Genomic DNA, 19,781 nt, shown 5'->3' on the forward strand with positions numbered 1-19,781 from the left:
CGCGCACCCCCTGAGTCAGGAGAGACCGGTGTCAGACGTCCGTGTGATCATCCAACGCGATTCCGAGCGGGACGAGCGCGTGGTGGCCACGGGCACTACGGCGGCGGAGCTCTTCGCCGGCGAGCGCACCATCGTGGCCGCGCGCATCGCCGGTGAGCTGAAGGACCTCGCGTACGAGGTGAAGGACGGCGAGACCGTCGAGCCGGTGGAGATCTCCTCCGAGGACGGCCTCAACATCCTGCGCCACTCGACCGCGCACGTCATGGCGCAGGCCGTGCAGGAGCTGTTCCCCGAGGCCAAGCTGGGCATCGGCCCGCCGGTCCGGGACGGCTTCTACTACGACTTCGACGTAGCGAAGCCCTTCACCCCCGAGGACCTCAAGGTCATCGAGAAGAAGATGCAGGAGATCCAGAAGCGCGGGCAGAAGTTCGCCCGCCGCGTGGTCTCCGACGAGGCGGCCCGCGAGGAGCTCGCCGACGAGCCGTACAAGCTGGAGCTCATCGGCATCAAGGGTTCGGCGTCGACCGACGACGGCGCGAACGTCGAGGTGGGCGGCGGCGAGCTGACCATCTACGACAACCTCGACGCCAAGACCGGCGAGCTGTGTTGGAAGGACCTCTGCCGCGGTCCCCACCTGCCCACCACCCGCACCATCCCGGCGTTCAAGCTGATGCGCAACGCCGCCGCCTACTGGCGCGGCAGCGAGAAGAACCCGATGCTCCAGCGCATCTACGGCACCGCCTGGCCGTCGAAGGACGAACTGAAGGCCCACCTCGAATTCCTCGCCGAGGCCGAGAAGCGCGACCACCGCAAGCTCGGCAACGAGCTCGACCTCTTCTCCGTCCCGGACGAGATCGGCTCCGGCCTCGCCGTCTTCCACCCGCGCGGCGGCATCATCCGCCGGACCATGGAGGACTACTCGCGCCGCCGGCACGAGGAGGAGGGCTACGAGTTCGTCTACACCCCGCACGCCACCAAGGGCGCCCTCTTCGAGAAGAGCGGCCACCTGGACTGGTACGCGGAGGGCATGTACCCCCCCATGCAGCTCGACGGTGGTACCGACTACTACCTCAAGCCCATGAACTGCCCGATGCACAACCTGATCTTCGATGCGCGCGGCCGCTCCTACCGCGAACTGCCGCTGCGCCTCTTCGAGTTCGGCACCGTGTACCGGTACGAGAAGTCGGGCGTCGTGCACGGCCTGACCCGCGCCCGGGGCTTCACCCAGGACGACGCGCACATCTACTGCACCCGTGAGCAGATGGCGGAGGAGCTCGACCGCACGCTCACCTTCGTGCTGAACCTGCTCCGCGACTACGGCCTGACCGACTTCTACCTGGAGCTGTCCACCAAGGACCCGGAGAAGTTCGTCGGCTCGGACGAGGTCTGGGAGGAGGCCACCGCCGTCCTCCAGCAGGTCGCCGAGAAGCAGGGCCTGCCCCTGGTCCCGGACCCGGGCGGCGCCGCGTTCTACGGCCCGAAGATCTCCGTCCAGTGCCGTGACGCCATCGGCCGCACCTGGCAGATGTCGACCGTCCAGCTCGACTTCAACCTGCCGGAGCGCTTCGACCTGGAGTACACCGGCCCGGACGGCTCGCGCCAGCGCCCGGTCATGATCCACCGCGCGCTGTTCGGCTCGATCGAGCGGTTCTTCGCGGTCTTGCTGGAGCACTACGCGGGCGCCATGCCGCCGTGGCTCGCCCCGGTCCAGGCCGTCGGCATCCCGATCGGCGACGGGCACGTGGACTACCTGCGGGAATTCGCCGCGGAGGCGAAGAAGCAGGGCCTGCGGGTCGAGGTGGACGCCTCCTCCGACCGCATGCAGAAGAAGATCCGCAACCATCAGAAGCTCAAGGTCCCGTTCATGGTCATCGTCGGTGACGAGGACATGGCCGCGGGCACCGTCTCCTTCCGCTACCGCGACGGTTCGCAGGAGAACGGCATCGCCAAGGACGAGGCGCTGGCCAAGCTGGCCAAGGTCGTCGCCGACCGCGTCCAGGTCTGATCCACGGCGCGAAGGCACCGAAGGCCCCCGGGAAGTGATCACTTTCCGGGGGCCTTCCTCGTACGTGCGGGCGAGGTCATATGCTGCATCCCATGACGATTGAGCCGGAGCAGCAGGGCGGAGTGGGCACGCAGGACGCGTTCCAGCGTCTGTGGACGCCTCACCGGATGGCCTACATCCAAGGGGAGAACAAGCCGACCGGCCCGGAGGCCGGGGACGGCTGTCCCTTCTGCGGGTTGCCGGCGATGTCCGACCAGGACGGGCTGATCGTGGCGCGGGGGGAGCACGTGTACGCCGTGCTGAACCTGTACCCCTACAACGGCGGCCACCTGCTGGTCGTCCCGTACCGGCACGTCGCCGACTACACGGAGCTCGACGGCCCCGAGACGGCCGAGCTGGGGGACCTGACGAAGCGGGCCATGACGGCGCTGCGCAAGGCCTCCGGGGCGCACGGGTTCAACATCGGCATGAACCAGGGAGCCGCCGCCGGCGCCGGCATCGCGGCGCACCTGCACCAGCACGTCGTGCCGCGCTGGGGCGGGGACGCGAACTTCATGCCGATCGTGGGGCACACCCGGGTGCTGCCGCAACTCCTCGCGGACACCCGGCAGATGCTCGCGGACGCCTGGCCGGTCGACTAGCCGACGGCAGCGGTACGAAGGGGGCGGGCCCGGCGGGGGCATCCGCGGGGCCGCCGCGATCTTCTCGTCGACCTCCGTCAGGACCGTCCCCGCCTGCCCCTCGGGCCGGGCCGCGCGGGTCGCCGCCGGCGTACTTACTCGTACACGTCCGCCTTGCGGGGGGAGGGCTCCTGGATCATGCCGCTCATGATGGAGGCACGGTTGGTGAAGCGTTCGGTGTCGACGCCGTTCTCCTCCAGCACCTTGAACGTCGCCGCGTGCACGGCCCGCAGCACCGGCGCGACCGTGCGCAGCGCGTCGTCCGCCATGAAGCGGTGGCGCCACATGGAGCCCGCCCAGACGTGCCGCAGGCCGAAGGGCTCGGGCAGCACCAGCTTGCCGCCGAAGTGGTCCAGCAGCGGGGGGTACCAGGTCAGGGGCGCGCGCACGGCCAGGCGTACGACCTCGGAGGCGTCCACGAGCCGCAGCGGACGCTCCACGGTCTCCCAGAAACGGACCGACTTGGGGACCTCGACCACCGGGGCCTTGGACTTGGTGGTGAACAGGCCGTGGACGGGGCCGAGGGCGTGCGCGGTGACGTCCACGCGCAGGGTCTTGTAGAGCACGGTCACGGTGACCAGCATCGTGATGACGAGCTGGCCGTCCCAGAGCGGGTACTGGATGCCGAGGTAGTGCCGGTTGCCGGCGCTGAACTGCTGCTCGTTGCAGATGCGGGTGATCTCGTGCGGCTTGATCAGGAAGGTGTCGACGTTCTCGCCGGTCGGTCGGGCCACCTCAGCCGCGCCCTCGCCGACGGGCGTGACGACCCAGTGCTGGATCGAGGCCGCCGGGAAGCCGCCGGTGTGCAGCGGGCCGCGCTCCAGCTTGCGCAGTTGCGTGTCGATCGCACGTATGACGTCCCAGCTGCGGAACGGGTGGATCTCGTGGCCCTCGGTCGCGGGGGTCAGCTCCTCGGCCATCTGCCAGTTGCCCCACCGGGTGCCCATGCCGAGTATGCCCTTGGGGCCGGCGTAGAACACGGAGTTGCTGCGGTCCTCGGCGGTGAGCTTCGCCAGCTGGCGGCGCAGGTCCTCGCGGGCCTTCTCGTCGGGGTTGCCGGGCACCGCGTCGGGGATCTTCGCGGCGACGCCCCCGCCGCCGAGCAGGCCGTCCCAGCGCGAACGCAGGTCGGCGGCGGTGTTCTCGCAGATCCGGCGGGCCAGGTACCAGCCGATGACCGGGGCGGCGAGCGAGCCGAGCAGGTACAGCTCCAGGAAGCCGCTGCCGGGCTCGCGCTTGATCACCCGGTACAGCAGGATCGCGGCGAACAGGGCGATGGCGACGAGCAGGGCGGTCCCGATCCAGCTCGTCTTCCCGCCGCCCTTCGACAGGGACTTGCGCAGCTGGAAGAGGCCCACCCACAGCAGCGTTCCGGGGAGGAACAGCACCCCGCAGACCAGCGTGATCATGCGCAGCCGGCGGTCGCGGTCCTTGCGGATGCGGGAGGCGGCCAGGCAGTGCTCCACGACGGTCTGCGGGTCGGCGCCGAAGGACTGGATGAGGGGTTTGCGGCCGGCGCCCAGGGTGCGGGCCTCCACGGCCCGGCAGAAGGCCTCGCCGAGGTTCGGTTCGAAGAGGGAGAGCTTCGCCTCCTTGACCGAGGCCGGGTGCAGCTCGCTGTTGGCCCCGAGTATGGAGGACAGCTTGGTGTCCTTGCCGCCGTCCCGGTACGCGGCGGAGGCCAACGCGTTGGTGGCCGCGGTCTGGCCGCCGCCCCCCTGGAGAGGAATCTGTGCCCCGGGCCTGAAGTCGAATCCGTCGTCCGCCACCGCTGCCCCCATCGCCGTGCCACTGTGCTCTTCGTCGTGCCGCGCCCGGCTCCGTGCCGTGCTCGTCGCTCGTGTTCCCCGCCGCGCGGACGAGTTTATCGGCGGACGTCACCGCATGGTCATGGGACAGGGAAATACCGCCCACCGCAAGCCGGTTGGGTGGGCGGTCGCCCTGGCGCTATGTCAGACGGCTTCCCTTCTCCGCCTGTTCGCGCAGCTTGTCCGCGATCGGCGCGGGCATCGGTTCGTGCCGGGCGTACGCCCGCGTGAACCGGCCCGTGCCGTGCGAGACGGAGCGCAGGTCCACGGCGTACCGGTCGATCTCGATCTCCGGGACCTCGGCGCGCACCCGGGTGCGCCCGGCGCCCGCCTGCTCGGTGCCGACGACGCGACCGCGCCGACCGGCGAGGTCGCTCATGACCGGGCCGACGTACTCGTCCGGTACGAGGACGTCGACCTCGGCGACGGGTTCCAGGAGCTGGATCGAGGTGCCGGCGGCGGCCTCGCGCAGGGCGAGGGCGCCCGCGGTCTGGAACGAGGCGTCGGAGGAGTCCACGGAGTGCGCCTTGCCGTCGCGCAGGACGATCCGTACGTCGACCAGCGGATGGCCCGTCGCGAGCCCGCGGGCGGCCTGGGCGCGGACGCCCTTCTCCACGGACGGGATGAACTGGCGGGGGACCGAGCCGCCGACGACCTCGTCGACGAACTCGATGCCGCTGCCGGGCGGCAGCGGTTCGACCTCGATCTCGCAGATGGCGAACTGGCCGTGGCCGCCGGACTGCTTGACGTGCCGGCCGCGGCCGGCGGCCTTGGCGCCGAAGGTCTCGCGCAGGCTCACCTTGTGGGCGACGGGGTCGACCTGGACCCCGTAGCGGCTCCGCAGCCGCTCCAGCGCGACGTCCTGATGGGCCTCGCCGAGGCACCACAGGACGAGCTGGTGGGTGTGCGGGTTCTGCTCCAGCCGCATCGTGGGGTCCTCGGCGACCAGCCGGGCGAGTCCCTGGGAGAGCTTGTCCTCGTCGGCCTTGCTGTGGGCCTCGATGGCGAGGGGGAGCAGCGGCTCCGGCATCCGCCAGGGCTCCATCAGCAGCGGGGCCTCCTTGGCGGAGAGGGTGTCGCCGGTCTCGGCGCGGGTGAGTTTGGCCACGCAGGCCAGGTCGCCCGCGATGCAGTGGCCGAGAATGCGCTGCTGCTTGCCGAAGGGGGAGGTGAGGGCGCCGGTGCGCTCGTCGAGGTCGTGGTCCGCGTGACCGCGGTCGGCGAGGCCGTGACCGCTGACGTGGACGGCCTGCTCGGGGCGCAGGGTGCCGGAGAAGACGCGGACGAGGGAGACGCGGCCGACGTACGGGTCGGAGGAGGTCTTGACGACCTCGGCGAGCAGGGGCCCGTCGGGGTCGCAGCCGACGTCGGGGCGGGGGGAGCCGTCCGGGGCGGTGACGGTGAGCGGGGCGCGTTCCAGCGGGGTGGGGAAGCCGCCCGTGATCAGTTCGAGGAGCTCGACGGTGCCGAGGCCCTGGCGGGCGCCGTCGGCGGCGGGGGCGGCCATCAGGACCGGGTGGAAGGCGCCGAGGGCGACGGCCCGCTCCAGGTCGTCCACCAGGGTCTTCAGGTCGAGGTCCGCGCCGCCGAGGTAGCGGTCCATGAGGCCCTCGTCCTCGCTCTCCGCGATGATCCCCTCGATGAGGCGGGAGCGGGCGGCGTCGATGAGGGCGAGCTCGGCGGGGTCCGGATCGCGCTCGACGCGCTCGCCCGAGGCGTAGTCGTACACGCGCCGGGACAGGAGGCCCAGCAGGCCGGTGACGGGGCTGTGGCCGTCGACGCCGGCCGGTCCGTGCAGCGGCAGGTACAGGGGGACGACGGCGTCCGGGTCGTCCGCGCCGAAGATCTGCCCGCAGACGTCGGTCATCTGCGCGTAGTCGGCCCGGGCTGCCTCCAAATGGGTGACGACGATGGCGCGCGGCATGCCGACGGCCTCGCACTCGTCCCAGACCATCCGGGTGGCCCCGTCGATGCCGTCCGAGGCGGAGACGACGAAGAGGGCCGCGTCCGCGGCGCGCAGACCGGCCCTGAGTTCCCCGACGAAGTCGGCGTATCCGGGAGTGTCCAGGATGTTGATCTTGATTCCGGCCCATTCGACGGGCACCAGCGAGAGCTGCACGGACCGGTGCCGGCGCTGCTCGATCTCGTCGTGGTCGGAGACGCAGGTGCCGTCCTCGACCCGCCCGGCCCTGTTCACGGCCCCGGCGGTCAGGGCCAGCGCCTCGACCAGAGTGGTCTTCCCGGCGCCGCTGTGGCCGACCAGCACGACGTTCCGTACGGAAGCGGGGCGGTCGGCCGTCAGTGCCCTGCCGGCGGCCCCGGCTTGGTGTGATGTGGCTCCCATGGTGCTCGTGCCTCCCGGTGTCGCGGTGAGGAGGGGTGATCGGGGTCCTTCGAGCTTTGCACCGGCGTCACACTGCGTCCATACGTCGTACCCTCGCCGGCCGGTGGCGTGAACCGGACCCTCCGGGCGGATCGCCGGGAGCGAACCGGTGGGTGCGCGGCCGTGCGGGCCCCGGGCGCCGGCTACGATGGGCCAGCCGGTGGCCGTGGTGGCCGTGCGGCCCAGCGACCCTCCGGGAAGGCCATGCTGAACAAGTACGCGCGTGCATTCTTCACGCGTGTTCTCACGCCGTTCGCCGCGTTCCTCCTCCGTCGGGGGGTGAGCCCCGACGCGGTCACCCTGATCGGCACCGCCGGCGTGGTGGCCGGCGCGCTGGTCTTCTTCCCCAGGGGCGAGTTCTTCTGGGGCACGATCACCATCACCCTCTTCGTTTTCTCCGACCTGGTGGACGGGAACATGGCCCGCCAGGCCGGCGTCTCCAGCCGGTGGGGCGCGTTCCTCGACTCGACCCTCGACCGGGTGGCGGACGCGGCGATCTTCGGCGGGCTCGCGCTCTGGTACGCGGGCGCCGGCCACGACAACGTCCTCTGCGCGGTCGCCATCTTCTGCCTGGCCAGCGGCCAGGTGGTCTCCTACACCAAGGCCCGCGGCGAGTCGATCGGGCTCCCCGTCGCCGTCAACGGGCTCATCGAACGGGCCGAGCGGCTGGTGATCTCCCTGGTCGCGGCCGGCCTGTCCGGCCTGGAGACCTTCGGGGTGCCCTCGTGGATCGGCGTCCTGCTGCCGATCGCGCTGTGGGTCGTCGCCGTCGGCTCGCTCGTCACCCTGATCCAGCGGGTGGTCACCGTACGCCGGGAAGCCGCCGAGGCCGACGCGGCCGAGGCCGCCGCCGGACCCCCTTCCTCCACCGAGAGCGGTACCACCTGATGGGCACGGCGCGGGACAAGCTGGTCGACGGCCTCTACGGGCTCGGTTGGGCGGGGGTGAAGAAGCTCCCCGAACCGGCCGCGGTCGCCCTCGGCCGCAAGATCGCCGACGTGGTGTGGAAGCGCCGCGGCAAGAGCGTGCTCCGGCTGGAGTCCAACCTGGCCCGGGTCGTCCCCGACGCCTCGCCCGAGCGGCTGCGGGAACTCTCCAAGGCCGGCATGCGCTCGTACATGCGCTACTGGATGGAGTCCTTCCGGCTGCCGACGATGAACCCCGAGCGGTTCGGCACGGAGGTCCGGTTCCAGGACGAGCACCTGCTGCGCGACGCCCTCGCCAGTGGACGCGGGGTCGTCGTGGCGCTGCCCCACCTGGCCAACTGGGACCTCGCCGGGGCCTGGGCCATCGGCCACATCGGCGTCGCCTTCACCACGGTCGCCGAGCGGCTCAAGCCCGAATCGCTCTACGACCGCTTCGTGGCCTACCGGGAGAGCCTCGGCATGGAGGTCCTGCCGCACAGCGGCGGCGCCGCCTTCGGCACCCTGGCCCGCCGGCTGCGCGCCGGCGGGCTCGTCTGCCTCGTCGCCGACCGGGACCTCTCGTCCTCCGGCATCGAGGTGGACTTCTTCGGCGCCACCGCCCGCATGCCCGCCGGTCCCGCCCTGCTGGCCCAGCAGACGGGCGCCGTGCTGCTCCCGGCGACCCTGCACTACGGGGAATCGCCGGTGATGTTCGGCCGGATCCACCCCGAGGTGCCGGTTCCGGGGACGGGAACCCGGATCGAGAAGACCGCCACGATGACCCAGGCCGTCGCGGACGCCTTCGCCCAGGGCATCGCCGCGCACCCGCAGGACTGGCACATGCTGCAACGGCTCTGGCTGGACGACCTGGAGGAGCGGGCCGACGTACCGGACGTGCCGGGCCGCACCGACCGGGCCGCCCCGGCCGACTCCGAGGAGCGCGCGAAGTGAAGATCGGCATCGTGTGCCCGTACTCGTGGGACGTCCCGGGCGGAGTCCAGTTCCACATCCGTGACCTGGCGGAACACCTGATCCGGCTGGGGCACGAGGTGTCGGTGCTGGCCCCGGCCGACGACGAGACCCCGCTGCCGCCCTACGTGGTCTCGGCGGGACGGGCGGTGCCGGTGCCCTACAACGGGTCGGTCGCCCGGCTGAACTTCGGCTTCCTGTCGGCCGCCCGCGTACGGCGCTGGCTGCACGACGGGGTCTTCGACGTCATCCACATCCACGAGCCGGCCTCCCCCTCGCTCGGGCTGCTGTCCTGCTGGGCCGCGCAGGGGCCGATCGTGGCCACCTTCCACACCTCCAACCCGCGCTCCCGCGCCATGATCGCCGCGTACCCGATCCTCCAGCCGGCGCTGGAGAAGATCAGCGCGCGGATCGCGGTCAGCGAGTACGCCCGGCGCACCCTCGTGGAGCACCTGGGCGGGGACGCCGTGGTCATCCCGAACGGGGTGGACGTCGACTTCTTCGCCGACGCCGACCCCAAGGCGGAGTGGGGCGGGCAGACGCTCGGCTTCATCGGCCGCATCGACGAACCCCGCAAGGGTCTGCCCGTGCTCATGGCCGCCTTCCCCCGGATCGTCGAGGCCTGCCCCGACGTACGGCTGCTGGTCGCCGGCCGCGGCGACGAGGAGGAGGCGGTCGCCGGCCTGCCCGCGGAGCTGCGCTCGCGCGTCGAGTTCCTCGGCATGGTCTCCGACGAGGACAAGGCCCGCCTGCTGCGCAGCGTGGACGTCTACGTCGCGCCCAACACCGGCGGCGAGAGCTTCGGGATCATCCTGGTCGAGGCCCTGTCCGCGGGAGCGGCGGTCCTCGCCTCCGACCTCGACGCGTTCGCGCAGGTCCTGGACCAGGGCGCGGCCGGCGAACTCTTCGCGAACGAGGACCCCGCCTCCCTCGCCGACGCGGCCGTCGCCCTGCTCCGCGACCCGGCCCGGCGGGCCGAACTGAGCGCCCGCGGTTCCGCGCACGTACGCCGCTTCGACTGGTCGACGGTCGGCGCGGACATCCTCGCCGTCTACGAGACCGTCACGGACGGCGCGGCCGCGGTCGCCGCCGACGAGCGCATCCCCCTGCGCACCCGCCTGGGCTTCTCCCGGGACACCACACCCTCCTAGGGCGTCTTACGGGCGGCCCGTCAGCCGAGGCAGGGGGGAGCGGGGGTGGGGCGCGGGCGGGTAGTGTCGCGGCCCGTGATCGAAAACCTTGTCTGGATCGCCGTGGCGCTGGGCGTCGTCGGCGTCTACCTCAGCTGGACCGCCGGCCGTCTCGACCGGCTGCACACGCGGATGGACGCCGCTCGGGCCGCACTCGACGCGCAGCTCGTGCGACGCGCCTCGGTGGTGGTGGAGGTGGCGACCTCCGGGGTGCTGGACCCCGCGTCCTCCCTCGTCATGTACGAGGCCGCGCACGCCGCCCGGCAGGCCGAGGAGGAGCACCGCGAGGTCGCCGAGAGCGAGCTCAGCCAGGCGCTGCGCGCGGTGTTCGCGGACGCCGACCAGGTCGAGGTGCTCAAGGCAGCCCCGGGCGGCGAGGCGGCCGCCGAGGAGCTGGCGGCGGCGGTGCGCCGGGTGCCGATGGCGCGGCGGTTCCTGAACGACGCCGTACGGGCGGCCCGCGCGCTGCGTCGACACCGCAAGGTGCGCTGGTTCCGGCTGGCGGGACACGCCCCGTTCCCGCTCGCCTTCGAAATGGACGACGAGCCTCCGGCGTACCTCGCGGATCGGCCGGCGTAGGACCGCGTGCTCCTCCGGGGACACCTCCTAGAGCCGCGAGGGACAAATGGAGAGGCCACCGGCTCCACATTGGCCCTTGCCGTGGCCTGGTCGGTGGGGTTTTCTCAGTGGAGTAGCACCCGTCTTCCTTTCGAGTGAGGTCAACCCGTGAGCACGCTTCCCCCCTCCCCCCAGTCCGCTGAGTCGGCCATCGGCACCTCCCGCGTCAAGCGCGGCATGGCCGAGCAGCTCAAGGGCGGCGTGATCATGGACGTGGTCAACGCCGAGCAGGCGAAGATCGCCGAGGACGCCGGCGCCGTGGCCGTCATGGCCCTGGAGCGGGTCCCCGCGGACATCCGCAAGGACGGCGGCGTGGCCCGCATGTCCGACCCCAACATGATCGAAGAGATCATCGCGGCCGTCTCGATCCCCGTCATGGCCAAGTCCCGCATCGGCCACTTCGTCGAGGCGCAGGTCCTGCAGTCCCTCGGCGTCGACTACATCGACGAGTCCGAGGTCCTGACCCCGGCCGACGAGGTCAACCACTCCGACAAGTGGGCGTACACCACCCCCTTCGTCTGTGGTGCCACCAACCTGGGCGAGGCCCTGCGCCGCATCGCCGAGGGCGCGGCCATGATCCGTTCCAAGGGCGAGGCCGGCACCGGCAACGTCGTCGAGGCCGTACGTCACCTGCGCCAGATCAAGAACGAGATCGCCCGCCTGCGCGGCTACGACAACAACGAGCTGTTCGCCGCCGCCAAGGAGCTGCGCGCCCCGTACGAGCTCGTCAAGGAGGTCGCCGAGCTCGGCAAGCTCCCGGTCGTGCTGTTCTCCGCCGGTGGCGTCGCCACCCCCGCCGACGCCGCGCTGATGCGCCAGCTCGGCGCCGAGGGCGTCTTCGTCGGCTCCGGCATCTTCAAGTCGGGTGACCCGGCCAAGCGCGCCGCCGCCATCGTGAAGGCCACCACCTTCTACGACGACCCGAAGATCATCGCGGACGCCTCCCGCAACCTGGGCGAGGCCATGGTCGGCATCAACTGCGACACCCTCCCCGAGGCCGAGCGCTACGCCAACCGCGGCTGGTAGTCACTGCCATGACCAACCCCGTGATTGGTGTCCTGGCACTCCAGGGCGACGTACGGGAGCACCTGATCGCCCTGGCCGCGGCGGACGCCGTGGCCAGGCCGGTCCGGCGTCCCGAGGAGCTCGCCGAGGTCGACGCCCTGGTGATCCCCGGCGGCGAGTCCACGACCATGTCGAAGCTCGCCGTGCTGTTCGGCATGCTGGAGCCGCTGCGCGAGCGCGTCCGCGCCGGCATGCCCGTGTACGGCACCTGCGCCGGGATGATCATGCTCGCCGACAAGCTGCTGGACGGTCGTGACGACCAGGAGACGCTCGGCGGCATCGACATGATCGTGCGCCGCAACGCCTTCGGTCGGCAGAACGAGTCCTTCGAGGCGCGGATCGAGTTCGCGGGCATAGCGGGCGGCGACGTCGAGGGCGTCTTCATCCGCGCCCCGTGGGTCGAGTCCGTCGGCGGCGCCGTCGAGGTGTTGGCCAGGTACGAGGGCCACACCGTGGCCGTCCGACAGGGCAACGTGCTGGCCACCTCGTTCCACCCCGAACTGACCGGCGACGACCGCGTCCACGCTTACTTCGTCGACATGGTGCGCGCGGCGGCGTAACGGCGTCCCGGTAGGATCTGAGGCGAACACTGTTGGTGACGCGAAGGAGACAGGCAGATGTCCGGCCACTCTAAATGGGCTACGACGAAGCACAAGAAGGCCGTGGTTGACGCCAAGCGCGGCAAGCTCTTCGCGAAGCTGATCAAGAACATCGAGGTCGCGGCCCGTATGGGCGGCGCCGACATCGATGGCAACCCGACCCTCTTCGACGCCATCCAGAAGGCCAAGAAGAGCTCGGTCCCGAACAAGAACATCGACTCCGCGGTCAAGCGCGGCGGCGGCCTGGAGGCCGGCGGCGCCGACTACGAGACGATCATGTACGAGGGCTACGGCCCCAACGGCGTCGCGGTGCTCATCGAGTGCCTCACCGACAACCGCAACCGTGCCGCCTCCGACGTCCGCGTCGCCATGACCCGCAACGGCGGTTCGATGGCCGACCCGGGCTCGGTCTCGTACCTGTTCAACCGCAAGGGCGTCGTGCTGCTGCCCAAGGGCGAGCTGTCCGAGGACGACGTCCTGGAGACGGTGCTGGAAGCCGGCGCCGAAGAGGTCAACGACCTCGGCGAGAGCTTCGAGATCATCAGCGAGGCCACCGACATGGTCGCGGTCCGTACCGCCCTCCAGGAGGCCGGCATCGACTACGACTCGGCCGACTCCAACTTCCTGCCGACCATGCAGGTCGAGCTGGACGAAGAGGGCGCGCGCAAGATCTTCAAGCTGATCGACGCGCTGGAGGACAGCGACGACGTGCAGAACGTCTTCGCCAACTTCGACGTGTCGGACGAGGTCATGGAGCAGGTCGACGCCTGACCGGGCACCAGCGACGGGCCGACGGGGACACACCCCGTCGGCCCGTCGCTTTGTCAGTGGCGCCCGCTAACCTGCACGGACGCGGACGGGTGAGCGAGGGAGGGGGACGCGGTGCGAGTACTCGGCGTGGATCCGGGGTTGACGCGGTGCGGCGTCGGCGTGGTCGAGGGCGTCGCCGGCCGCCCCCTGACCATGATCGGCGTCGGTGTCGTACGGACCCCGGCGGACGCCGAACTGGGACTGCGGCTCGTCGCCATCGAACAGGGCATCGAGGAATGGCTCGACGCGCACCGGCCCGAGGTCGTGGCCGTGGAACGGGTCTTCAGCCAGCACAACGTCAGCACCGTGATGGGTACCGCCCAGGCCAGCGCCGTCGCCATGTTGTGCGCCGCCCGGCGCGGCATCCCCGTCGCCCTGCACACCCCCAGCGAGGTCAAGGCCGCCGTCACCGGAACCGGCCGGGCCGACAAGGCGCAGGTCGGCGCCATGGTGACCCGCCTGCTGCGGCTCGCCGAACCGCCCCGCCCGGCCGACGCCGCCGACGCCCTCGCCCTCGCCATCTGCCACATCTGGCGGGCTCCCGCCCAGAACCGCCTCCAGCAGGCGGTCGCCCTGCACGCCTCGAAAGGCCGTACCCGATGATCGCCTTCGTCAGCGGCCCCGTCGCCGCCCTCGCCCCCACCCTGGCCGTCGTCGAGGTCGGGGGAGTGGGCATGGCCGTCCACTGCACGCCGAACACCATCGCCGCCCTGCGCCTCGGCGAGCCGGCCCGACTGGCCACCTCCCTGGTCGTCCGGGAGGACTCGCTCACCCTGTACGGCTTCGCCGACGACGACGAGCGCCAGGTCTTCGAGCTGCTCCAGAGCGCCAGCGGGGTCGGCCCCCGGCTCGCCCAGGCGATGCTCGGCGTGCACCGCCCCGACGCGCTGCGCCTCGCCGTCTCCACCGGCGACGAGAAGGCCCTGACGGCCGTGCCCGGCATCGGCAAGAAGGGCGCGCAGAAGCTCCTCCTGGAGCTCAAGGACAAACTGGGCTCCCCCCTCGGCTCCGGCGGCCTCGTCGGCGCCCAGCGGGCCGCGGCCACCGGCCCCGCCCCCTGGAGCGAACAGCTCCAGGCCGCCCTGATCGGCCTCGGCTACGCCTCCCGCGACGCCGACGAGGCGGTCGACGCCGTCACCCCGCAGGCCGAGGCCGCCATCGCCGCCGGCGGCTCCGCCCCGGTCCCGCAGCTGCTGCGCGCGGCCCTCCAGTCCCTCAACCGCGCCCGCTGACCGCAGCCGCGTACGACCGACCACAGCGCATACCGAGAAGGCAGAGCGACACCGTGAACTGGGACGACGAGAGCACCGCCGAGGACGAGGCCCGCATCGTGGCCTCCGCCGCCGACGGGGAGGACACGGCCGTCGAGGCCGCGCTGCGTCCCAAGGACCTCGGCGAGTTCGTCGGTCAGGAAAAGGTCCGCCAGCAGCTGGACCTCGTCCTCAAGGCGGCCAAGCAGCGCGGCGCCACCGCCGACCACGTCCTGCTCTCGGGCGCGCCCGGCCTCGGCAAGACCACCCTCTCCATGATCATCGCGGCCGAGATGGGCGCCCCGATCCGGATCACCTCCGGCCCCGCCATCCAGCACGCCGGCGACCTCGCCGCGATCCTCTCCTCCCTCCAGGAGGGCGAGGTCCTCTTCCTCGACGAGATCCACCGCATGTCCCGGCCCGCCGAGGAGATGCTGTACATGGCCATGGAGGACTTCCGCGTCGACGTCATCGTCGGCAAGGGCCCCGGCGCCACCGCCATCCCCCTGGAACTGCCGCCCTTCACCCTCGTCGGCGCCACCACCCGCGCCGGGCTGCTGCCCCCGCCGCTGCGCGACCGCTTCGGCTTCACCGGGCACATGGAGTTCTACGTCCCCGAGGAGCTGGAACGCGTCATCCACCGCTCGGCCCGCCTCCTCGACGTCGAGATCGACACCGCCGGCGCCGCCGAGATCGCCGGACGCTCCCGCGGCACCCCCCGCATCGCCAACCGGCTCCTGCGCCGGGTCCGGGACTACGCCCAGGTCAGGGCCGACGGGGTGATCAACCGTTCGGTCGCCGAAACGGCCCTCCAGGTCTACGAGGTGGACGCGCGCGGTCTCGACCGGCTGGACCGGGCCGTGCTGGAGGCCCTGCTCAAGCTGTTCGGCGGCGGTCCCGTCGGCCTCTCCACCCTCGCGGTCGCGGTCGGGGAGGAACGGGAGACGGTGGAGGAGGTCGCCGAGCCCTTCCTGGTCCGGGAGGGCCTGCTGGCCAGGACGCCCCGCGGGCGGGTCGCGACCCCCGCCGCATGGGCCCACCTGGGGCTCGTACCCCCGCAGCACGGCGCGAGTGGATCAAGCGGACAACAGGGCTTGTTCGGGGCCTGACGGCGCGGAGGTTCGACCGGTCAGGAACTGCGGTGCCATGCTGGGCGTTGTTCCATCGGTGCGGACTCGCCTAGACTCCGCCGATGCCGACCCTTCGGGTCGGCGTGCCCACCCCCGTAGAAGAAGGCCGTCGTCCGTACGGTCGTGCGAAGGATCTCCGTCCCGTGAATCTCGTGACACTCCTCCCGTTCATCGTGCTCATCGGGGCCATGTTCCTGATGACCCGTTCCGCCAAGAAGAAGCAGCAGGCGGCCGCGCAGATGCGCAACGAAATGACGCCCGGCACCGGGGTCCGCACCATCGGCGGCATGTACGCCACGGTGAAGGAGATCGGTGAGGACACGGTCACCCTCGAGGTGGCTCCCGGTGTCCACGCGATCTACGCGAAGAACTCCATCGGCGCCGTCCTGGAGGACGAGGAGTACAACCGCATCGTCCACGGAATCACCGATGATCCGACGAACGACACGCCGGTCGTGCCGGACGACGCCTCCTCGCTGACCGGGACCGACGCCCCCACGACGGACCAGCCCAAGGCCGATCTGTCGAAGGACGCGTCCACGGACGTCACCGACGCCCCCAAGCTCGACCTGGGCAAGGGCGACGAGCCCAAGGGTGACGAGCCCAAGGACGGCGAGCCCGGCGCCAAGTAGCACCGGGCCGGGAACCGCGGTGGCGCCCGACCGGCGACCGCCGCGGTACCCGTAGTGAACTTCTGCGGGGGGCAGGGGTCCCCACCACACATTTCGTGGCCGTCCGCGCGCTGACCCGGCGCGGGACGGTTGGACAGGGAGAAACGACAAGGTGGCAGCACCGAAGAAGGGCCGGCGGCCCACGGGGGCTCAGGGGAGGCCGGGGCGCGCCCTGGCCCTCATCCTGATCGCGATGGTGGCGCTGACCGCGGGGATGTTCCTCTCGAAGCAGACCACTCCCCGCCTGGGCATCGACCTCGCGGGCGGTACGAGCATCACGCTCAAGGCGAAGAGCGAGCCCGGCAAGCCGAACGCCATCAACGAGACCAACATGAACACCGCGGTCGGCATCATCGACCGCCGTGTCAACGGTCTCGGCGTCTCGGAGGCCGAGGTCCAGACGCAGGGCACCGACCACATCATCGTGAACATCCCCAAGGGTGTGAACGAGCAGCAGGCGCGCGAGCAGGTCGGTACCACCGCGCAGCTCTACTTCCGCCCGGTGCTCGCCGTCGCCGACGGCGCCCCGATCGCCCCCGAGGCCACTCCGAGCGGCTCCCCGAGCCCCTCCACGAGCGGTTCCGCGCCGCCGAAGGCCGAGGGCAGCGGCAAGCCGTCCGCCCCGGCCACCCCGTCGTCCAGCGCCACTTCCCAGGGCCGTGCGCTCAGCGAGGCCCTCAAGGCCCCCAGCGCGCCCACCCCCTCGCCCTCGGCGAGCGGGTCGAAGAAGGCAGACGACAACAAGGCGACCCCCTCGGCTTCCGGTGCCCCGTCCGGGTCGCCCTCCGCGTCCCCCGACGCGAGCGCCCCGCCGGTGGACCCCGCCGTCGCCGACCTGCAGACGAAGTTCGCCGCACTGGACTGCACCGACCCGGCCCAGCGCACCGCGGCCGCCCAGGGCGCCAAGCCCGAGGACTCGATGGTCGCCTGCGGCCAGCGTGACACCCAGTGGTTCAAGTGGGTCCTCGGTCCGGCCCAGGTCGACGGTCAGGACGTCAAGGACGCCAAGGGCGTCGTCGACACGCAGCGCGGTGGCGGCTGGATCGTCCAGATGCAGTTCACCGACAAGGGCGCCGACAAGTTCGCCAAGATCACCGGCGAGCTGGCCACCAAGCAGTCCCCGCAGAACCAGTTCGCCATCGTCCTCGACGGCAAGGTCATCTCCGACCCCTCCGTCAGCCAGGCGCTGACCGGCGGCAACGCCGAGATCTCCGGCGGCTTCACCCAGGAGAGCGCCCAGGACCTGGGCAACATGCTGTCCTACGGCGCCCTGCCCCTGTCCTTCCAGGAGGACAGCGTCACGACCGTCACCCCCGCGCTCGGCGGCGAGCAGCTGAGGGCCGGTCTCATCGCCGGCGCCATCGGCCTCGTCCTCGTCGTGATCTACCTGCTGGTCTACTACCGCGGTCTGGCCTTCATCGCGATCATCAGCCTCCTGGTGTCCGCGGTGCTGACCTACACGATCATGTCGCTCCTCGGCAAGGGCATCGGCTTCGCCCTCAACCTGCCGGCGGTCTGCGGCGCCATCGTGGCCATCGGCATCACGGCGGACTCGTTCATCGTGTACTTCGAACGCATCCGGGACGAGATCCGCGAGGGCCGCACCCTGCGTCCGGCCGTCGAGCGCGCGTGGCCGCGTGCCCGGCGCACCATCCTGGTGTCGGACTTCGTGTCCTTCCTCGCCGCCGCGGTGCTGTTCATCGTCACGGTGGGCAAGGTGCAGGGCTTCGCCTTCACACTGGGTCTGACGACCCTGCTCGACGTGGTCGTGGTGTTCCTCTTCACCAAGCCGATCATGACGCTGCTGGCCCGCACGAAGTTCTTCTCCAGCGGTCACCCGTGGTCCGGGCTCGACCCCAAGCGGCTCGGTGCCAAGCCGCCGCTGCGCGGATCCCGCCGCACCGGTCCCGTCCCCGCCCCCGTCGACGCAAAGGAGGCGTGAGAGATGTCGAAGCTGGGAGATCTCGGCGCCAGGCTGTACCGCGGTGAGGTCGGCTACGACTTCGTCGGCAAGCGCTTCCTCTGGTACGGCGTTTCCATCCTGATCACCATCACGGCGATCGTCGCCCTGGCCGTCCAGGGCCTCAACATGGGCATCGAGTTCAAGGGCGGTGCCGTCTTCACCACGCCGAAGACGACCGCCACCGTAGCCCACGCGACCGAGGCCGCGGAGAAGATCTCCGGCCACGACGCGATCGTCCAGGAGCTCGGCTCCGGCGGCATGCGCATCCAGATCTCCGGTCTGGACACCGCGGCCGCCGCCGACGTCAAGGGCAAGCTCGCCACCGACCTCAAGGTCAACGCGGCCGACATCAACGCCGACCTCGTGGGACCGAGTTGGGGCGAGCAGATCGCCAACAAGGCCTGGACCGGCCTCGCCATCTTCATGATCCTCGTGGTGATCTACCTCGCGATCGCCTTCGAGTGGCGGATGGCGGTCGCCGCGCTGATCGCCCTGATCCACGACCTGACCATCACGGTCGGCGTGTACGCGCTGGTCGGGTTCGAGGTCACCCCGGGTACGGTCATCGGTCTGTTGACCATCCTCGGTTACTCCCTCTACGACACCGTCGTCGTCTTCGACGGTCTGAAGGAGGGCTCGAAGGACATCACGAAGCAGACCCGCTTCACCTTCAGCGAGATCGCCAACCGCAGCATCAACGGCACGCTGGTCCGCTCGATCAACACCACGGTCGTCGCCCTGCTCCCCGTCGCGGCCCTGCTGTTCATCGGCGGCGGCTTCCTGGGCGCGGGCATGCTCAACGACATCTCGCTGTCGCTGTTCGTCGGCCTCGCCGCCGGCGCGTACTCCTCGATCTTCATCGCGACCCCGCTGGTCGTCGACCTGAAGGAGCGCGAGCCGGCGATGAAGGCCCTCAAGAAGCGGGTCCTCGCCAAGCGCGCGGCCGCCGCGGCGAAGGGCGAGCCGCTCGACGGGGACGAGGGCGCCGAGGCCGGCGACTCCTCCGAGCCCGTCTCCGGCGGCCAGGGGAGGCGGCGCCGGTGACCTCCTGTTCCCCCGAGGTCCACGAGCTGCTGATCAGCCGGATCAAGGACGTACCGGACTACCCGAAGCCGGGCGTGATGTTCAAGGACATCACCCCGCTGCTGGCCGACCCGAAGGCCTTCGCGGCCCTGACGGACGCGCTGGCGGAGCTGGCCGTCCGGTACGGCGCCACCAAGATCGTCGGCCTGGAGGCGCGCGGGTTCATCCTGGCCGCCCCGGTCGCCGTGCAGTCGGGCATCGGCTTCGTACCGGTCCGCAAGGCCGGAAAGCTGCCGGGCGCCACGCTCGCGCAGTCCTACGAGCTGGAGTACGGCACCGCGGAGATCGAGGTCCACGCGGAGGACCTCACCGCCGGTGACAAGGTCATGGTCATCGACGACGTCCTCGCCACCGGCGGCACCGCCGGAGCCTCGCTGGAGCTGATCCGGCGGGCCGGCGCCGAGGTCGCGGGCGTCGCGGTCCTGATGGAACTGTCGTTCCTGCCGGGCCGGGCCCGGCTCACGGACGCCCTGGCGGGCGCCCCGCTGGACGCCCTGATCGTGGTCTGAGCCCACCCGCCGCCCGCTGGCGGCGGCCGCAGTACCTGTCGCGAGCGGCGGGCCCCCGGACCCCCCCGGGGGCCGCCGCGTACGCGGGTCGGCGGGGGGGGCGCCGGGCCCCCGGCCCGCGGGGCGGGCGCGGGGGGACGGGG

Annotated in this window: 18 protein-coding genes; 16 read left to right on the plus strand and 2 right to left on the minus strand. The window is 71.3% G+C overall.

Annotation, left to right across the window (positions count from 1 at the left end; all coding sequences use genetic code 11):
- The first annotated feature begins 28 nt into the window (after positions 1–28).
- The gene (gene thrS, locus AB0D46_RS23730; protein WP_362880187.1) at positions 29–2,005 is read left to right on the plus strand and encodes a threonine--tRNA ligase; all 1,977 of its coding nucleotides are present in this window, start codon (positions 29–31) and stop codon (positions 2,003–2,005) included.
- A gap of 80 nt (positions 2,006–2,085) precedes the next feature.
- Positions 2,086–2,646, plus strand: a complete 561-nt coding sequence (locus AB0D46_RS23735; protein ID WP_362880188.1) for an HIT domain-containing protein — start codon at positions 2,086–2,088, stop codon at positions 2,644–2,646.
- A 134-nt stretch (positions 2,647–2,780) separates the two neighbouring features.
- Here the strand turns inward: AB0D46_RS23735 and AB0D46_RS23740 are convergent, their stop codons facing one another.
- Positions 2,781–4,454: a hypothetical protein gene (locus tag AB0D46_RS23740; RefSeq protein WP_362880190.1), complete on the minus strand. Its 1,674-nt coding sequence runs from the start codon at positions 4,452–4,454 to the stop codon at positions 2,781–2,783.
- A 178-nt stretch (positions 4,455–4,632) separates the two neighbouring features.
- Positions 4,633–6,837 (minus strand): elongation factor G-like protein EF-G2, encoded by a 2,205-nt coding sequence (locus AB0D46_RS23745; protein WP_362880191.1) that lies wholly within the window; start codon positions 6,835–6,837, stop codon positions 4,633–4,635.
- A gap of 243 nt (positions 6,838–7,080) precedes the next feature.
- Here AB0D46_RS23745 and pgsA point away from each other — a divergent pair, with 243 nt between their 5' ends.
- The 14 genes from pgsA (at position 7,081) to AB0D46_RS23815 (ending at position 19,638) form a co-directional block, all read left to right on the plus strand.
- Positions 7,081–7,764 (plus strand): phosphatidylinositol phosphate synthase, encoded by a 684-nt coding sequence (gene pgsA, locus AB0D46_RS23750; protein WP_362880193.1) that lies wholly within the window; start codon positions 7,081–7,083, stop codon positions 7,762–7,764.
- Positions 7,764–8,732 (plus strand): phosphatidylinositol mannoside acyltransferase, encoded by a 969-nt coding sequence (locus AB0D46_RS23755; RefSeq protein WP_362880194.1) that lies wholly within the window; start codon positions 7,764–7,766, stop codon positions 8,730–8,732. The genes pgsA and AB0D46_RS23755 overlap by 1 nt, the downstream gene beginning before the upstream one ends.
- Positions 8,729–9,901: a glycosyltransferase family 4 protein gene (locus AB0D46_RS23760; protein WP_362880196.1), complete on the plus strand. Its 1,173-nt coding sequence runs from the start codon at positions 8,729–8,731 to the stop codon at positions 9,899–9,901. Before AB0D46_RS23755 ends, AB0D46_RS23760 begins: the two co-directional genes overlap by 4 nt.
- Before the next feature lie 75 nt (positions 9,902–9,976).
- Complete coding sequence (locus AB0D46_RS23765) at positions 9,977–10,519, plus strand: hypothetical protein (RefSeq protein ID WP_362880198.1); 543 nt, start codon at positions 9,977–9,979, stop codon at positions 10,517–10,519.
- Positions 10,520–10,666: 147 nt separating this feature from the next.
- Positions 10,667–11,584, plus strand: coding sequence for a pyridoxal 5'-phosphate synthase lyase subunit PdxS (gene pdxS / locus AB0D46_RS23770; protein WP_362880199.1), 918 nt, complete (start codon positions 10,667–10,669; stop codon positions 11,582–11,584).
- 8 nt (positions 11,585–11,592) lie between these two features.
- Entirely contained in the window at positions 11,593–12,183 is a 591-nt protein-coding gene (gene pdxT, locus AB0D46_RS23775) for a pyridoxal 5'-phosphate synthase glutaminase subunit PdxT (RefSeq protein WP_362880201.1), read from the plus strand.
- A 57-nt stretch (positions 12,184–12,240) separates the two neighbouring features.
- On the plus strand, positions 12,241–12,993 hold the full coding sequence (locus tag AB0D46_RS23780) for a YebC/PmpR family DNA-binding transcriptional regulator (RefSeq protein ID WP_281205810.1): 753 nt from the start codon (positions 12,241–12,243) through the stop codon (positions 12,991–12,993).
- A gap of 111 nt (positions 12,994–13,104) precedes the next feature.
- A complete protein-coding gene (gene ruvC, locus AB0D46_RS23785) occupies positions 13,105–13,635 on the plus strand; it encodes a crossover junction endodeoxyribonuclease RuvC (protein ID WP_362880203.1) in 531 nt (176 codons plus the stop codon).
- Positions 13,632–14,264 carry a Holliday junction branch migration protein RuvA gene (gene ruvA, locus AB0D46_RS23790; protein ID WP_362880205.1) on the plus strand — a complete coding sequence of 211 codons (633 nt, stop codon included), beginning with the start codon at positions 13,632–13,634 and terminating at the stop codon, positions 14,262–14,264. The genes ruvC and ruvA overlap by 4 nt, the downstream gene beginning before the upstream one ends.
- A 53-nt stretch (positions 14,265–14,317) precedes the next feature.
- Positions 14,318–15,391, plus strand: coding sequence for a Holliday junction branch migration DNA helicase RuvB (gene ruvB / locus AB0D46_RS23795; RefSeq protein ID WP_362880207.1), 1,074 nt, complete (start codon positions 14,318–14,320; stop codon positions 15,389–15,391).
- A gap of 164 nt (positions 15,392–15,555) precedes the next feature.
- Positions 15,556–16,044: a preprotein translocase subunit YajC gene (yajC, locus tag AB0D46_RS23800; RefSeq protein WP_362880209.1), complete on the plus strand. Its 489-nt coding sequence runs from the start codon at positions 15,556–15,558 to the stop codon at positions 16,042–16,044.
- A 151-nt stretch (positions 16,045–16,195) separates the two neighbouring features.
- The gene (gene secD, locus AB0D46_RS23805) at positions 16,196–18,025 is read left to right on the plus strand and encodes a protein translocase subunit SecD (RefSeq protein ID WP_362880210.1); all 1,830 of its coding nucleotides are present in this window, start codon (positions 16,196–16,198) and stop codon (positions 18,023–18,025) included.
- A gap of 3 nt (positions 18,026–18,028) precedes the next feature.
- Positions 18,029–19,090 carry a protein translocase subunit SecF gene (secF, locus tag AB0D46_RS23810; RefSeq protein ID WP_362880212.1) on the plus strand — a complete coding sequence of 354 codons (1,062 nt, stop codon included), beginning with the start codon at positions 18,029–18,031 and terminating at the stop codon, positions 19,088–19,090.
- Complete coding sequence (locus tag AB0D46_RS23815; RefSeq protein ID WP_362880214.1) at positions 19,087–19,638, plus strand: adenine phosphoribosyltransferase; 552 nt, start codon at positions 19,087–19,089, stop codon at positions 19,636–19,638. Before secF ends, AB0D46_RS23815 begins: the two co-directional genes overlap by 4 nt.
- Positions 19,639–19,781: the final 143 nt, after the last annotated feature.

Source organism: Streptomyces sp. NPDC048383 (assembly GCF_040651775.1).
Classification (GTDB): domain Bacteria; phylum Actinomycetota; class Actinomycetes; order Streptomycetales; family Streptomycetaceae; genus Streptomyces.

What these genes read in the sequence shown, in the direction of transcription:
- pgsA (WP_362880193.1), top strand. Translation starts at nt 7,081, where the DNA reads ATGCTGAACAAGTACGCGCGTGCATTCTTCACGCGTGTTCTCACGCCG.
- AB0D46_RS23755 (WP_362880194.1), top strand. Translation starts at nt 7,764, where the DNA reads ATGGGCACGGCGCGGGACAAGCTGGTCGACGGCCTCTACGGGCTCGGT.
- AB0D46_RS23735 (WP_362880188.1), top strand. Translation starts at nt 2,086, where the DNA reads ATGCTGCATCCCATGACGATTGAGCCGGAGCAGCAGGGCGGAGTGGGC.
- AB0D46_RS23780 (WP_281205810.1), top strand. Translation starts at nt 12,241, where the DNA reads ATGTCCGGCCACTCTAAATGGGCTACGACGAAGCACAAGAAGGCCGTG.
- secF (WP_362880212.1), top strand. Translation starts at nt 18,029, where the DNA reads ATGTCGAAGCTGGGAGATCTCGGCGCCAGGCTGTACCGCGGTGAGGTC.
- AB0D46_RS23745 (WP_362880191.1), bottom strand. Translation starts at nt 6,837, where the DNA reads ATGGGAGCCACATCACACCAAGCCGGGGCCGCCGGCAGGGCACTGACG.
- ruvA (WP_362880205.1), top strand. Translation starts at nt 13,632, where the DNA reads ATGATCGCCTTCGTCAGCGGCCCCGTCGCCGCCCTCGCCCCCACCCTG.
- pdxT (WP_362880201.1), top strand. Translation starts at nt 11,593, where the DNA reads ATGACCAACCCCGTGATTGGTGTCCTGGCACTCCAGGGCGACGTACGG.